The sequence below is a fragment of the Mucilaginibacter sp. genome (genome assembly GCF_039925265.1).
GTDB lineage: Bacteria > Bacteroidota > Bacteroidia > Sphingobacteriales > Sphingobacteriaceae > Mucilaginibacter.
On the sequence record NZ_JBDSZG010000038.1, the window covers coordinates 1 to 16093 of the forward strand.

A 16093-nucleotide genomic window follows, 5' to 3' on the forward strand; every position below is an offset into this window, starting at 1 on the left:
CAGAAACTGGCCATTTGGTTTCCTGGGAGAATGATATTAGATTTGATGTAGCAATCATGCCCAGTCAGGCTCCGGCCCCATGGGGCCGAAGCCTGACTGGGCATGACACAGTTTATTTTACAGACCCAGAGACTTTGTAAAACAGGTTATCTTATCTTGATAATTCCCAGTCTTCCAGTCTGTGGTCAGCTTACCACCGTAACACCTCCGCGACGTGCTTTTTAAACCATACTCTGCCCAACCGTCAACAAATTATTATCCGGATCGTGAATGGAAAACTCCCTTTGCATCCAGGGTTTGTACTCCAGGGTAGTAACATCTGCGCCCTGCTTTTTGGCAAACTGGTAGAACGCCTCAATATCATCTGTGCGCACATACACCTGCCCGTAGTTTTCCTTCGGATCAACTTCAGCAAATTCAAAAAAGTGGATCTGGATATTGTCTTTCTCCACCATCAGGTAACCATCATAATCGCCGCCGAATTGCGTAAAGCCCAATTTGTTGATATAAAAATCGCGCGTAATGGCTTTATTGCGCATAGGGAGTTTGGGATTGATGGCGGTAAGCATAATTGATTGTGTTTTATTGGTAATGAATAAGAACAAACCTAAAATATTGACTTGTTATTTGCAAGTTGTTTTTGCAGTTTTGTGTTGTGAAAGAAATTAAACAACGGCCCGGTGATCCTGTGAGTTCTGCTTTGGATATTGTTGGCGATAAGTGGTCGCCGATGATCATCTGGAATATGATCATGCACGGAAAGAATACCTACAACGAATTGTTAAGATCAAACGAGGGGATAGCAACCAATATTTTGGCCAGCCGCTTAGCCAAACTGGAAGCCGCCGGGCTGCTGACCAAAGAAACTCACCCCGATAGCAAGGCCAAAATACTTTACCGCTTAACCCATAAGGGTATCGACCTGTTACCCGCGCTGGTAGAACTGATGCTATGGGCCCACGCGTATTTACCGGTTCATTCGGCAGGGGATGCGTATACCAAGCTATTGAAGCAGAATAAAGAAGCCTTTGTGAAACGGGTGGTGGAGGATTTGAAAAAGAAGTAATGCAATTTTTGCCTGGTGGAGATGTTAAACCTAAAACAGGATTACCATTAACAAGGGTAAATCTATTTCAGGACGAAACAGGCTCTTAGTGTCCCACTTTAGGTGTTTTACCGAATGTTATATGATATGCAGGTATTTTTTAACTGGTTAATTTGCAATCATTTGTGGTGGTCATTTAAAGAGCAGGGATGTCCCAAAGGGTTTCACCAAAACACTGTAATTATTTATTATACAGTTAGTTAACAATAATTGGATGTCCCACTTTCAAAGTGGGACACCCTAACCGCTTTTTTCGTGCTTCCCCATCATTACCCCCGCGCAATTAAAAAACCTATTGTAACAAGCTGGATATATATGGTGCAACATATAATTAACTGTAACTATTTGCCGTAATTAGCAGTATAACTATTGCACGCGATAAAAACTTGCGCCGCCAATTTAATAAATGCATTGACGGCTGATGATTTGGAATTTTTATTAAATCTTTTTTAATAAATTAGCTTTCAAGTTAATACGCACCTAATTGCCTTCATTGACGCCCATGGATACTCACATATCTTTTTTTAACTTCTCTCTAAAAAAGGTATTGGCACAGCAACCCGATAATCTAAAAAAAGCGCGTATAAAAATCGTATACACCATCCTGCTGCTATCCATGCTGAAGATAGTGGTGATACTGCCCATGGTGATCCACAGCATACAGGATAGTCAACTTTACAGGATAATCTTTGTTTTTATACTGTATATCGGGCTCACCAAATATTTATTATACAAGCCGCTTAATATCAACATTATCTCGCAAGGGATGGTCATAACCGGTATATTGGCGATCTGGGGTAATATTTTTATTTTTCAGCAAAACATCAATCTCGTTACCATACAGTTTGTGTTTATGGTAACTTTTGTGAGTTACTACCTTATTGATAGTCGCTACGCTGTCATTTACAGCATATTGGCTATGTCGCCGGTGATGTATTTCCTCGCAGTTACCAGCCGCCAAAGCTGGCACCTGTCCGTAGTGCCCGAAGAACTGCCTTCCCCCGGTTTCGAAGCGGTTGTTTTTATGAATTTTATAACCATGCTGCTGGTACATTACCTGTTTTATTGTGCGTTTCGCGCTAATGTTATAGAGAAGGAAGCCTTAAATAAAAAGCTGGAGGCAACAGTTGCAGAAACCAGGGCCCTTGCAGATTCGCGTTCGGTGTTCTTGTCTACCATGTCGCACGAGTTACGCACGCCCTTAAACGCCGTGATAGGGATGACCAACCTGGTAAAGGATACCGCAACAGAAGAACAAACGGAAAACCTGGATATCCTCGAATTTTCGGCGATGAGTTTGCTGACGCTGGTAAACGACATATTGGATTACAACAAAACGGAGAACGACAAGATAGAACTGGAAGCCATCCCGGTGAATTTGCCCGACCTGCTGCATAAGGTATGTACCGGTCTGCAGCAAAAAGCAGTCGAAAAAGGCCTTGATGTGCTGCTGGATGTAGACGAAAAGCTGAAGGATAAATGGGTAACTACCGATCCTACCCGCATTACGCAAATTATATATAATCTGGTAGGCAACGCCATCAAATTTACCGAAGAGGGTAGCGTTAGCGTGCGTGCAGTAGCAACCGGCGATACCGAAGAAAGTATGCAGGTGCATTTTTCGGTGTCTGATACCGGGATAGGCATCGCCCCAAACAGGCAGGACGCCATATTCGACCCATTCACCCAGGCATCTATAGATACTACCCGCCATTATGGTGGCACGGGGCTTGGGCTTGCTATTGTAAAACGGTTATTAAAACTTTTCAACAGCGAAATTCAGCTGCAAAGTAAGCAGGGCGAGGGATCAACCTTTTCATTTGATATGGACTTTGGTTTGTACAAAGGCGCTATTACCCCCATTACCATACTGCCGGCAATGGCCAGCAGTTTAGATGGCCTGAGCATCCTGATAGCCGAAGACAACCCCATAAATTCATTGTTGCTGGTAAAGCTGCTAACCAAATGGAACGCCACATCTGTTGTAGCCAACAACGGCCGCGATGCGGTAGATAAGTTATTGGCCGGCAGTTTCGATGTGGTGCTGATGGACCTGCACATGCCTATAATGGATGGTTACCAGGCAACTACCATTATCCGCGAGTTGGCCGACCCTGTTAAAGCGCGCGTGCCTATCATAGCGCTAACGGCATCGGTATCGCACAATATCAACGGTAAAATTAACCTTGCCGGGATGAACGATTACCTTTCCAAACCATTCCAACCCGCTTTATTATTCCAAAAACTTGCGCCTTTAAATGCCGATAAGTCAAGCAAAGTCATGGTGGGGTAGCATTTAATATGCGCTGCAAATGGTATATTGCCCACAAATATTGTTAAGCTAAAATATCATGGCAAATTCATCCAAACAACCCATTACCATAGAAGCAACTATTAAGGCACCGATAGAAATAGTTTGGGACCTGTGGGTACAACCCGAGCATATTGTAAAGTGGAACAATGCAAGCGACGATTGGCACACCCCAAAAGCAACAAACAACCTTAAAGTTGGCGGTAAATTTTCTGCAACCATGGCCGCTAAAGATGGCAGTATGAGTTTTGATTTTGAGGGTACCTACAGCAAGGTGGTTGAATATCAACAAATAGCCTATACCATTGCCGACGGGCGCGAAGTGAGCGTTATTTTTAGCGCTGATGCTGAGGATGATGAGATCACCAAAGTTGTAGAAACCTTTGAACCGGAAGGTACGAACCCCATTGAGATGCAGCGGCAGGGCTGGCAGGCCATATTAAACAATTTTAAAAAGTACGTAGAAGAGAATTGATTTAAACTTCTGCACCTTTTGTTTGTAATTGCATTATAGCTTAGCCTTATGAAAAAACTATTAGTACTCCTTATAATTTCCGCCGCGTTTAGTATTAGGGCATCGGCGCAAAGTTTTAATGCGGAAGATTTTAAAAACAACCTCGGTAAATCAAAAACCCTGTGCGATAGCGTTTATTCTATCAAGATCTTCAGCGATACGCTTACGCTCATCAATATGGGCGGCAATTATCCCAATCAGAAATACACCATAGCGGTAAAAGGCAATAAAATTGTTTTAGACTGGGCGAACCTGAAAGGCAAATATCTTTGTGTTACCGGTATATTCGAGATGCACAAAAACCGCCCCGAAGTAGTTGTGGGCCAGCCTAATCAAATTACATTTCCATAAATTCCTGTTTTGCGTAATTCCAGCAGTTTGGCATTTAACTAATGGTTATATAGCTGTTGGTTGTGCCGGGGTAATTGCTGCTAACTTAAATGCATTAAAGTATAGTGTAATTGATACTCAACGGCGTATTTTTATGAAAATTAAATGAAAAAATCAGGTCGCGGGTTTTAAGCGTACGATAAAATTTTTTAACTTAAACCCGATTTAATGACCGATTACGACCAAAACCTTAGGTTATTTAAAAATTGACCTGCTCATTAACCTGAATGGATATACTTACCGATAATATTTATACCGGGGAACCTGCCGGGGATGTATTTCTGCACCTTTTGTTTGAAAAGCAAGTGCTGCAAACTCCTGATGTTACGGCTGTTCAGTTTGGCGGAGAAGAGATCAGCTATTCCGAGTTAAACAAAAGGGCCGAACTGTTGGCCAGCGCCATCATCAGCCAGGCACCCGATTCATTGGTTATTGGTGTTAGTGCGCTTCGCTCGATACATACGGTTATCAGCCTGATAGCCGTTTTAAAAGCGGGCAAGGCCTATCTGCCTATCGACCCTACTTATCCTGCGGACAGGCTGGAGCAGATCATCGAAGATTCGGGCGTAAACACTGTTTTGGCCGTTGGGTCGCAGAAAGCGCTGTTTAAGAACCTGCCTGTTACGGTTATCGAATCGGACGGGGAGCACAATTCGTCGCCCGCTGCAAAAGAGAATATTCGTACCAAAATCGCGTACATTATTTATACCTCCGGTTCTACAGGCAAGCCTAAAGGGGTTTGTGTAGGGCATGTAGGAGTAGTTAACCTCATATATTACCACAAGCGTATTTCGCCGTACCTCGGTGTCGGCGCTAAAACCCTGCAATTTGCCCCGCTGGTGTTTGATGCATCGGTAGTGGAGGTCTTTTGTACGCTCTGCATCGGTGGTACGCTGGTATTGGTTGCCGATGAAGTGCGTATCGACCCCGTTAAGCTTATCCATTACGTGGACGAGATGAAGGTGAACCGTATCAATGTGCCTTTTGTGGCCCTGCAATACTTTACCGAAATTGCCGATGCCGAACAGTTTTACCCTGAGTCGTTACTGGAGGTAATAACCGCGGGCGAGCAGTTGAAAGTTACGCCGCAGATCATTCGCTTTTTCCAGGCGCTGCCAAACTGCGTATTTTATAACATGTACGGCCCAACCGAAACCAGCGTGGCCAGTACCGCTTTAAAACTGGAAGGCGCGCCCGAAACCTGGCCATTATTGCCAACCATTGGCAAGGCAATAGATAATACCCAAAATTTTGTACTTGATGAGCAGTTAAACCCGTTGTCCCATGGCGAGGTGGGAGAGTTGTGCATCAGCGGAATAAATGTAACCTATGGTTACTTAAACCGCCCCGAACTGACCGCCGAGAAGTTTGTAGACTGGCAGCATAATGGCGAAACTACCCGCATATACCGTAGCGGCGACCTTTGCCGTTTCCTGCCCGATGGAAATACAGAATACCTTGGCCGCAAGGATACACAGGTAAAGATCCGCGGCAACCGGGTAGAAATTGGTGAGATTGAGGTGCTGCTAAACCAGCTGGATGGCGTGCAGCAATCTGTAGTAATAGCACGCGAAGACAACCCCGGCGATAAGCGTTTGGTGGCCTACCTCGTAGCATCGCACGGTAAGGTGAGCACAGCGCAGGTAAGGGATAGCATAGAAGAAAAGTTGCCCGAATTTATGATGCCATCCGCATTTGTGTGGATGACGGAATTGCCCAAAACCACCAGCGGCAAGGTAGACAGAAACAACCTGCCAAAGCCCGATCTGAAACGCCCCGAGCTGGCGACGCTGTACAGACCGGCATCAACCATCACCCAAAAACACTTAACAGGTATTTGGATGGACCTGCTCCAGTTGGAGAAGATCGGTATCGATGATAACTTCTTCGAATTGGGCGGCAATTCGCTGCTGGGCTTAAAAACCGTAGCGGCATTAAAAAAACAATTTAACCTCGTACTCCCTATAACCAAGCTGTACCGGTTCCCAACCATAGCCGGTGTTTCGGCGCACCTGGATGGTTCCGGCAGTAAAGCCGCCGAAACCATATTGCCCAAATTGCGCGTAAAAAGCGGCAACGGCGATGTAGCCGTTATTGGCATGGCGGGCCGTTTCCCGGGCGCCAATAATGTTGATGAGTTGTGGAAGCTCCTCATAGAGGGCCGCGAAAGCACGAGGTTCTTTACAGATGAGGAACTCGACCGCTCCATCCCCCAGGACATACGCTCCGCGCCAAACTATGTGAAGGCACGTGGTGTGGTGGATGATTCCGATGAGTTCGACCCTGCGTTTTTTGGGCTGAGCCCCCGCGTTGCCGAACTGATGGACCCGCAACAACGTATTTTTTTAGAGCTGACATGGGAAGCGCTGGAAAGCACCGGGCACCTGCCATCGCAATACCATGGCATGGTGGGCGTTTTCGCGGGCTGCGGTAACAATACTTATTATATCAACAACGTAATTCCAAACCGCCACCTTATTGATAAGGTTGGCAGCTTTTTGGTAACCACCCTAAACGAGAAGGATTACATAGCCACCCGCATAGCATACGAACTGGATTTGAAGGGCCCTGCCGTGAGCGTGCATTCGGCCTGTTCTACCTCCTTACTGGCTATCGCGCAGGCGGTGGATAGCATTCGTAACGGGCAATGCAATGTGGCATTAGCGGGTGGGGTATCCATCAGTTCACCAATAAACAGCGGGCATTTATACCAGGAAGGCACCATGCTAAGTGCCGATGGGCATTGCCGCTCGTTTGACGCGGGTGCCGATGGCACCGTGTTCAGCGATGGGGCAGGGGTAGTGCTTTTAAAGAGTTTAGAAGAAGCCGAATCCGATGGCGATACTATTTATGGGGTGATAAAAGGCGTTGGCTTAAATAATGATGGTGCGGGCAAAGGCAGCTTTACCGCGCCAAATGCCACCGGGCAGGCGGGCGCAATTGCCATGGCCATTCAAAACGCCGGCGTTTCCCCGGCAGATATCAGCTACGTAGAAGCACATGGTACAGCTACCGTATTGGGCGACCCGATAGAGATTGAGGGCTTGCGTATGGCCTTTGGTCCGCAGGAAAAAAACCAGTACTGCGCCATAGGATCGTTAAAGAGCAATATGGGTCACCTGGTGGCTGCTGCAGGGGTGGCTGGTTTTATTAAGGCTACGCTGGCGCTTTACCATAAGCAGATCCCAGCATCATTATACCACACCCGCGCCAACCCGAACATCGATTTTGAGAACAGCCCGTTCTACGTAAACACCAAACTAACCGATTGGGATACCGATAAAAAACGCATAGCGGGCGTAAGCTCCTTCGGTGTAGGCGGTACCAACGTGCATGTGATCGTAGAGGAGTACCCGCAGGAGGTTAAAACTACCGATGCAGGTAAAGAATTGCATTTGATCCAATGGTCTGCAAAAACCGAAGCCAGTGCCGATAAATACCGCGAAAAATTATCCGCATGGATAAAAAATAATGAAGCCGCTTCCTTAGCCGATATTGCGTACGCGCTGCAAACCAGGCGTACCGATTTCGCTAATCGCTACATCGCGGTAGCGGCAACAAAAGAAGAATTGCTGGAGAAACTGGCTACTGCCATCCCAAAGCCCGACTCTAAAAAGATCAGCGCAAAAGCTACCGAAGTCGCCTTTATGTTCCCCGGCCAGGGTGCCCAGTTTGTAAACATGGGGCGTAATATTTACGACGGGGAACCGGTATTTAAGTCGGGGGTTGACGAGTGCGTAGCCCTGTTAAAAGGCACCGCGCAGGAAGATATCCTCTCGGTAATATTTAGCGATGCCGATGATGAAGCTGCTACCGAAACACTAAAAAACACCTTATATACGCAGCCCGCTTTGTTCATTATCAGCTACGCTATGGCAAAGCTTTGGATGAGCTGGGGCATTACGCCGACCGTACTAACCGGGCACAGTATCGGCGAATTTGTAGCCGCGCATTTAGCCGGGATCTTCTCCCTGCCCGATGCTGTTAAACTGATTGCCACCCGCGCAAAAATGGTGAGCGAGGCGGAAGGCGGCGATATGCTTTCGGTACGGATGCCGGAGGCAGATGTAAAAGCCATCCTGCCCGATACTTTGTCGATAGCCGTTATCAACACAAAAACAGCTACTGTTGTTGCGGGGCCTGCCGCTGAAATAGCCAAATTTGCCGAAACACTCGCGGAGCAAAACATCGCTACAAGGGTGTTGCAAACCAGCCATGCCTTCCACTCTGCCATGATGGATAGCGTGGTAGAGCCGTTTAAGGCCGTGGTAAAAACCGTAAAGCTTAAGGTGCCAGCCAAGCCCATCATCTCTACCATTACCGGTAAATGGCTGAGCGAGGCCGAAGCACTTGACCCGGCTTATTGGGCCATGCACGTACGCCGTACCGTTCGGTTTGCCGATGCAGCTAACCTGCTTGCCGAAGACGAAAGCCGCGTAATGCTTGAGGTTGGTCCCGGTAACGTATTGTCTACATTGGTTCGCCAGCAGGCATCGCCAAAACAAATAACCACCATAGCGGGGATAGATAGTGCTGAAGGCAATCTGCCGGTACGCTCGGCACTACAAGCCCTGGGCCAGTTGTGGATGAACGGTATCGACCCTGATTGGAAGCTCTTTTACCAGGGACAAAGCAGGCAACCGTTAAATTTGCCTACCTATGCCTTCGATAGGAAACGTTTTTGGATAGAACCTGTGATACCCCTAAGCCATTTAACACCACCTTTTGAAGCCCCAACAGAACAACTCATAGAAAACAGCACCGAAATACAACAAGATATGCCATTAAGAAAGGGCCTTTTGGTTGATAAACTGAGGGATATATTTGAAGACACATCCGGAATTGATGTGGATAGCAGCGATGCCAGCTTTATCGAGATCGGGTTCGATTCACTTTTGCTTACGCAGATCGCTACCAATTTAAAGAAGGAATTTAATGTTCCTATCACCTTCCGCAAATTGTTTGAAGATTACAACTCGCTCGAACTATTGGCCGCGCATTTAGATGGCATCTTGCCCGCAGATAAATTCCAGCCTGCGGCATCGGCACCAAAGGCCGCTCCACAGCCGGTTTACCAGCAACCCACCTACCAGCAACCGGTATTTCAGGCCACGCAGTCGGCCGAAGGTAGCAGCCATGCGCTTACCATGATAGCACAGCAATTGCAATTGCTGGCAAACCAGGTGGCCATTATGCAAGGTGGCAACACCGGTTATGTGCCAATACAGGCACAGCCTGTTTATACAGGTAATGGTTCGCCCGTACAATCTGCCAAGCCTGTTATATCACTTGCACCGGCATCAGATATCAGTGCCGAGGAAATGGCAGAACTTAAAAAACCATTCGGCGCAACCGCCCGCATCGAGCGGCAGGTACAAGGCATCAGTAGCAAACAGCAGGCCTTTATAGATAAGCTTACTAAAGATTATAACACCAAAACCAAAAAGAGTAAGGAGCAAACGCAGGAGCACCGTCCTTACATGGCCGACCCAAGGGTAGTAAGCGGGTTCCGCCCACTCACCAAAGAAATGGTTTACCCTATCATCATCAACCACTCCAAAGGCAGCCGTCTGTGGGATGTGGATGGCAACGAATATATAGACGCGCTGAATGGTTTTGGCTCTAACATGCTGGGCTATCAACCCGAAGTTTTAACCAAAGCCATCCATGAGCAGGTTGACAAAGGTTACGAAATTGGCCCGCAGCATGAGCTTGCGGGTGATGTTTGTAAGTTGCTCTGCGAATTTACCCAGTTCGATCGCGCGGGCTTATGTAATACCGGTTCCGAAGCGGTGCTGGGTGCCATGCGTATAGCCCGTACAGTTAGCGGGCGTTCGCTTATCGTCGCTTTTGCAGGCTCCTATCATGGTATTATGGATGAGGTGATCGTACGTGCCACCAAAAAACATAAAACGGTACCGGCTGCACCGGGGATCTTATCAGAGAACGTACAATCGATGCTGATACTGGATTACGGCACCGATGAAACTTTAGCCATCATCAAAGAACGCGCTGACGAAATAGCCGCGGTATTGGTAGAGCCTGTACAAAGCCGTCGACCAGAATTTAAGCCGGTAGCGTTTCTTAAAGAACTAAGAAAAATTACCGCCGAAACAAAAATAGCGCTCGTATTCGACGAAGTGATCAGTGGTTTTAGGATGCATCCGGGTGGTGCCCAGGCCATATTTGGCGTAAAGGCCGATATTGGTACTTACGGCAAAGTAATAGGCGGTGGGATGCCTGTTGGCGCTATCTGCGGTACAAAAGAATATATGGACGCGCTCGACGGCGGCCAATGGCAATTTGGCGACGGCTCTGTTCCAGAAGTTGGGGTAACCTATTTTGCCGGTACGTTTGTACGCCACCCGCTTGCATTAGCTGCTGCAAAGGCATCGCTGCGTTACATGAAAGAGCGTGGCCCGGCCTTGCAGGAAAAACTAACTAATCTGACTACCATGTTTGCCGAAGGCATGGAAGCTAAATGTAAAAAAGAGGGGGTACCTATCACCATTGTTGGCTTTGGCTCCCTGTGGCGGATGAAATTTTTAGAAGACATCCCTTACAGCGAACTTTTGTTTACTTTGATGCGATTAAAAGGAATCCACATATTAGACGGTTTTCCGTGCTTTATAACTGATGCGCATACAGAGGATGATATTAAAACCATGCTCGCTGCCTTTAACGAGAGTATTGATGAGATGATAGAAGCCGGCTTCTTTTCGCCTCAGCAACAACAACCCGGGCCCGTTTCTACAGCCGTGGCCCCCCTTGCAGAACCCATGCCCGTAAATGCAAATACACCACCCGTGCCCGGCGCAAAACTTGGCCGTGATAAGGATGGCAATGTCGGCTGGTTTATCAGCGATGATCGTAATGCGGGCAAGTATTTGCAGGTAAAATAAATTTTAAAATTGGACGGCGTATAATGAATTACGAGTTAATTCCTGTTGAATTTGACCCATTTGCAGGCCCCGGGATCTTATTGACGGCACCGGCTACCGAGCCACAGATAGAGATATGGACATCGTGCTTAATAGGCGGTGCTGACGCCAGTTGTGCCTATAACGATTCGGCTTCTCTACTTCTGACGGGCAATTTTGATAACGATGCTATGTACCGGGCCTTACAGGCTTTAAGTGATCGCCACGAGGCTTTGCGAACCGTATTTACTGCGGATGGCAGCCATTTTGTGGTTTATGATAACCCGCCGGTTAATATTGATTATCACGACCTTTCTTTACAAAGCGATGCTCAGAACAGGCTGTTCATACAAAACTATGCGCGCCAGAATGCTATCACCCCTTTAGATCTGGTGAACGGCCCCTTGTTTAAACCTTCTATTTTTAAGCTGAATAATAACGAGCATTATCTCACCTTCATTGCCCACCACATTATTTGTGACGGCTGGTCGATAGGTATCATTATGCAGGATCTGAGTAAGCTGTATACCGCTTATGCAACAGGTGAAAGGTCCAACCTGGCGCCTGCACCGCGTTACAGCGATTACGCGATGGAGCAAACCGAAGCTGTTGATACCGAGGAAAGCCACCAAAGAGAGCAGTACTGGATAAACCAATTCAGCGGCAGCGCGCATTTACTGAATGTGCCCACAGATAACCCTCGCCCGGCCATGCGCACCTATAAAAGCAAGCGTGCCGATTTTACCCTGGATGCTGCTTTGGTTTCCGATGTAAAACAAATGGCACGCAAGGCCGGTACCAGTTTTGTTACCACGCTGATGGCTGCCTTTGAGGTGTTCCTACAGCAAATAACCGGACACGAAGAAATTATACTGGGCCTGCCTGCGGCAGGGCAGTCGGCAACGGGTAATTACGGATTGGTAGGGCATTGCGTAAACCTGCTGGCGCTGCGCAGCTACCCCAAGGGCGAATTAACCTTTGTGGAATACCTGAAGCAACGCAAAACCGAGGTGCTGGACGCTTACGATCACCAGAATTACACTTTCGGCAGTTTGTTAAAAAAACTGAACATTCCCCGGGATGCTTCGAGGTTGCCACTGGTACCCGTTGTATTCAATATTGATATTGGTATGGATGAGGGTGTGCATTTCAATGGCCTTAAACACAGCTACATCACCACCGGGCGCGAATACGAGAATTTTGAGATCTTCCTGAACATTACCGACCATAAGAACGCCCTGGTGCTGGAGTGGTCGTACAATACCCAGATCTTTGAGGCGGCCACCATCAGCCGCATGATGGACGAATATAGCCACCTGCTAAAACAGGTGGTTAAATCGCCGGATATGCTCATCGGCAAACTCCCTTTAATGCGGAAGGATGAGTTGATGGCGCAGTTGAATAAGTGGAATGATACCAGGGTGGCGTATCCGAAAGAAAAATCGCTTCACCAGATCATCAGCGAAGTGGCTACGAATAACCCCGGTAGCGTCGCCCTGAAATTTAATAACGAAACGTATACCTACCGGCAGCTGAACGAGCGTGCCAATCAACTGGCATCGGTACTGATAGCTGAAGGGGTACAAGCAGGTGATAAAATAGCCGTATCGTTGGATAGGGCGGCCGAGCTGGTGGTAACATTGCTTGCCGTAATGAAAGCCGGCGGCGTTTATGTCCCGCTCGATCCGATATTCCCTATCAACCGCATCAATTACATGCTCGCAGATTCGCAGGCGGTAAAATTGATTACTACGGTAAAATATAGTGGTCAGTACGAATCTAAGGCGCAGGAACTGCTGCTGCATGATATTTGGCCCACGCTTGATAGTAAACCAACTACTGATCCTGAGGTTGCGGTTACCGGGCAGCATCTGTTATACATTCTGTATACTTCTGGCTCTACCGGGCAGCCCAAGGGCGTGCAGATAGCGCATCACAACGCGGTTAACTTTTTGTATAGTATGCAAAAAGAGCCCGGGATGACAGCAGCCGATAAGTTGCTTGCCGTAACCACCATTAGCTTTGATATTGCCGGGCTGGAGCTGTTTTTACCGCTGATAACCGGCGCCCAAATTGTATTGGCAGATGCCGCTACCGCCAAAGATGGTATGGCGCTGCTGGATGTTATCCGCAAGGAAAAGATCAGCGTAATGCAGGCTACGCCTTACACCTGGCGCATTTTATTGGAGGCCGGCTGGGAGAACGAAAAAATAAAGGTGATATGCGGTGGCGAAGCCTTGCCTATGGATCTGGCTACCCGAATTTTGGGTAGGGCATCATCGCTATGGAACGTTTACGGTCCTACCGAAACCACCATCTGGTCAACCGTTAAACAAATTACTGCCGAAGATAAAATCATCAGTATAGGCAGGCCTATTGATAATACGTCTATATACATCCTCGATAAATTCCAGAACCCGCTTGCCCCCGGTGCTGCGGGCGAGATTTACATAGGCGGCGAGGGCGTGGCAAAGGGTTACCACGATCAGCCCGTATTAAACTATGAAAAGTTTGTAGACGATCCGTTTGCCGATGAGCCCGGTGCCATGATGTACCGCACAGGCGACCTGGGTACTTATTTGAATGATGGCAACCTGATGTACATCTCGCGTATTGACGCGCAGGTGAAGATCCGCGGCTACCGGATTGAGACCGGGGAAATTGAATTCCACATGGCTAAGGACCCGGATCTAAAACAGGCCGTGGTTATTGCCAGGCCGGATAGCAATGGGGTGGACAGGTTGGTGGCTTACATCGTTTTCAACGATGATTTTGTGTGTAAGGATTTTAACGAGTGCGTAAGTTACTGGCGCAACGATTTGAGAGGATCGGTGCCCGATTACATGATCCCTGACAATTTTATACAGGTTGATGCCATGCCGCTTACCCCAAATGGTAAGGTTGATAAAAAGGCGTTGGCGGCAATTGGCGCAATCCCTGCAGAAAGCCACGAAGTGTATATAGCGCCACGTACCGATGTAGAGAAAATGGTTGCCGATATTTGGAAAGAGCACCTCAATATCGAAAAAGTTGGCGTTTATGATAACTTTTTTGAGCTGGGCGGGCATTCGCTGATAGCCGTAAAGGTAATGGCGCAGATAGAAAAGGAAACGGGCAACCGCTTGCCGCTGGCCATCCTGTTCGAAAACTCTACGGTAGAAAAACTGTCGTTGATATTGGGTATGGATGGCCGGTCCATCACCTGGGATTCGCTGGTGCCTATTAAGCCAAAAGGTAGTAAAATGCCTATTTACATTGTGCATGGGGCAGGCTTAAACGTGTTGCTTTTTAATACACTTGCCAACAATATGGATGCCGACCAGCCTGTTTATGGTATGCAGGCCAAAGGCTTAAATGGTGTAGACGAGCCTTTGAACCGTATGGAAGATATCGCGGCGCACTATATATCCGCCATAAGGGCGCAGAACCCCGATGGCCCGTATGCACTCGCAGGGTTCTCATTTGGCGGCATCATTGCCTGGGAAATGGCGCGGCAGCTGGAGGCCCTAAACCTGGAGGTACGTATGCTGGCCATGTTTGATACTTATGCTTATCGCACCCCTTATTACGACACATGGCTGGTTAACAAGGTTAAACGGGGTATGTATTTTGGAAGACGGCTTTGGTATTCTTTAACTTTCCAGGAAGGTTTAGCAAAAACTGTGCAGCATCGTACCAAAGCAGTAAGCCGTGTAGCCACCCGCCTGTTGTGGAAACTGAAATACGGCGAGACACAGGAACAGCCGATAGGTTTTTTTGGTTACAGCAACAAAATTGATGAGATGAACGATATTGCCCAACAGCACTACAAGATAGAACCGTACCCTATTTCCGTTGAACTTTTCCGGGCAGAGGTAAAATCCTTTTACCTGGATGATTATGAATTTATGGGCTGGAAACCGTATGCATTAAAAGGGGTGAACATCCATAAGATCCCTGGTGAGCATAACACTATATTTAAAGCGCCAAACGATAAGGAATTTGCACGAATATTGCAGGAATGCCTTAACGCCGCCAATAACAAGTAATTTAGCGGTACTGAGTATCACATTACAATAACATTGTGTTTTGAGTAAAATACATATTCAATTTTTAGACAGCGTAAACTGGAGATCGGCCTTGCCTGCCGATTTTGTTTTGAATGATAATGAAGTACACGTTTACCGCATCAATATCAGCGCTAACCATCATTTGCTGGAAGTTTTTTTAACCACGCTAATGCCGGCAGAGAAAGAACGCGGCGGCAAGTATTTTCAATTGAAAGACAAGCAGCGCTTTATTTTAAGCCGGGGCGCGCAGCGCGATATTTTGGGACGGTATTTAAACCAACCGGCGGCACAGGTGGCATTTGAACTGGGCGCCAATAAAAAGCCGTTCCTGGTTACCGATAGCACGCCCGCCATTCAATATAATATTACCCATGCCGGCGATTGGATCTTACTGGCTGTATCCAACAACCCTGTTGGGGCCGACGTGGAATTTGTGGATCGCGAATTTCAATTCAATGATATTTTAGAAGAAAACTTTAGTCAAGAGGAGATCGCTTTTATAAATAAAAACACCCCGGCAGAGAATTTCTACTTGTTGTGGACCCGTAAGGAGGCGCTGCTGAAAGCAACCGGCCAGGGGCTTGGCGAGCATCTGAAAGTAACGCCCTCGCTAAACGGAACCCATCCCTTATCGCCCGAACTTTTATGTTCGGATAAAACCTGGGAGGTAAGCAGCTTTAATTTGCCAGGTGGCTACACTGGCAGTATTGCAAATCTTCACGGCGCTTCGCGCTTAATGTTTTTTGATATTAATTTCTAAATAATACCTCGTATTTATTCTTATAGGTAATTTATTGTTGTGCT

General features: G+C 47.3%; 8 protein-coding genes. 7 read left to right on the top strand and 1 reads right to left on the bottom strand.

What is annotated here, in order from left to right:
- Positions 1-221: 221 nt before the first annotated feature.
- Positions 222-569: a VOC family protein gene (locus ABIX36_RS17400; RefSeq protein WP_348083442.1), complete on the bottom strand. Its 348-nt coding sequence runs from the start codon at positions 567-569 to the stop codon at positions 222-224.
- A gap of 86 nt (positions 570-655) precedes the next feature.
- Between ABIX36_RS17400 and ABIX36_RS17405 the strand changes: the two genes are divergently transcribed.
- From ABIX36_RS17405 to ABIX36_RS17435, 7 genes are all read left to right on the top strand, one after another.
- Positions 656-1066, top strand: coding sequence for a helix-turn-helix domain-containing protein (locus ABIX36_RS17405; protein WP_348083443.1), 411 nt, complete (start codon positions 656-658; stop codon positions 1064-1066).
- A gap of 541 nt (positions 1067-1607) precedes the next feature.
- Positions 1608-3398, top strand: a complete 1791-nt coding sequence (locus tag ABIX36_RS17410; protein ID WP_348083444.1) for an ATP-binding protein — start codon at positions 1608-1610, stop codon at positions 3396-3398.
- Between the two features lie 58 nt (positions 3399-3456).
- Positions 3457-3891, top strand: coding sequence for an SRPBCC family protein (locus tag ABIX36_RS17415; protein WP_348083445.1), 435 nt, complete (start codon positions 3457-3459; stop codon positions 3889-3891).
- A 48-nt stretch (positions 3892-3939) separates the two neighbouring features.
- Positions 3940-4281, top strand: a complete 342-nt coding sequence (locus tag ABIX36_RS17420; protein ID WP_348083446.1) for a hypothetical protein — start codon at positions 3940-3942, stop codon at positions 4279-4281.
- A gap of 266 nt (positions 4282-4547) precedes the next feature.
- Positions 4548-11222, top strand: a complete 6675-nt coding sequence (locus ABIX36_RS17425; RefSeq protein ID WP_348083447.1) for an amino acid adenylation domain-containing protein — start codon at positions 4548-4550, stop codon at positions 11220-11222.
- 23 nt (positions 11223-11245) lie between these two features.
- Positions 11246-15268 (top strand): amino acid adenylation domain-containing protein, encoded by a 4023-nt coding sequence (locus ABIX36_RS17430; RefSeq protein ID WP_348083448.1) that lies wholly within the window; start codon positions 11246-11248, stop codon positions 15266-15268.
- A 40-nt stretch (positions 15269-15308) separates the two neighbouring features.
- Entirely contained in the window at positions 15309-16049 is a 741-nt protein-coding gene (locus ABIX36_RS17435; RefSeq protein ID WP_348083449.1) for a 4'-phosphopantetheinyl transferase superfamily protein, read from the top strand.
- Positions 16050-16093: the final 44 nt, after the last annotated feature.

Excerpts from the sequence above, each read along its gene's own strand:
- ABIX36_RS17420 (WP_348083446.1), top strand. The coding sequence starts at position 3,940 with ATGAAAAAACTATTAGTACTCCTTATAATTTCCGCCGCGTTTAGTATT.
- ABIX36_RS17430 (WP_348083448.1), top strand. The coding sequence starts at position 11,246 with ATGAATTACGAGTTAATTCCTGTTGAATTTGACCCATTTGCAGGCCCC.
- ABIX36_RS17425 (WP_348083447.1), top strand. The coding sequence starts at position 4,548 with ATGGATATACTTACCGATAATATTTATACCGGGGAACCTGCCGGGGAT.
- ABIX36_RS17410 (WP_348083444.1), top strand. The coding sequence starts at position 1,608 with ATGGATACTCACATATCTTTTTTTAACTTCTCTCTAAAAAAGGTATTG.
- ABIX36_RS17400 (WP_348083442.1), bottom strand. The coding sequence starts at position 569 with ATGCTTACCGCCATCAATCCCAAACTCCCTATGCGCAATAAAGCCATT.
- ABIX36_RS17415 (WP_348083445.1), top strand. The coding sequence starts at position 3,457 with ATGGCAAATTCATCCAAACAACCCATTACCATAGAAGCAACTATTAAG.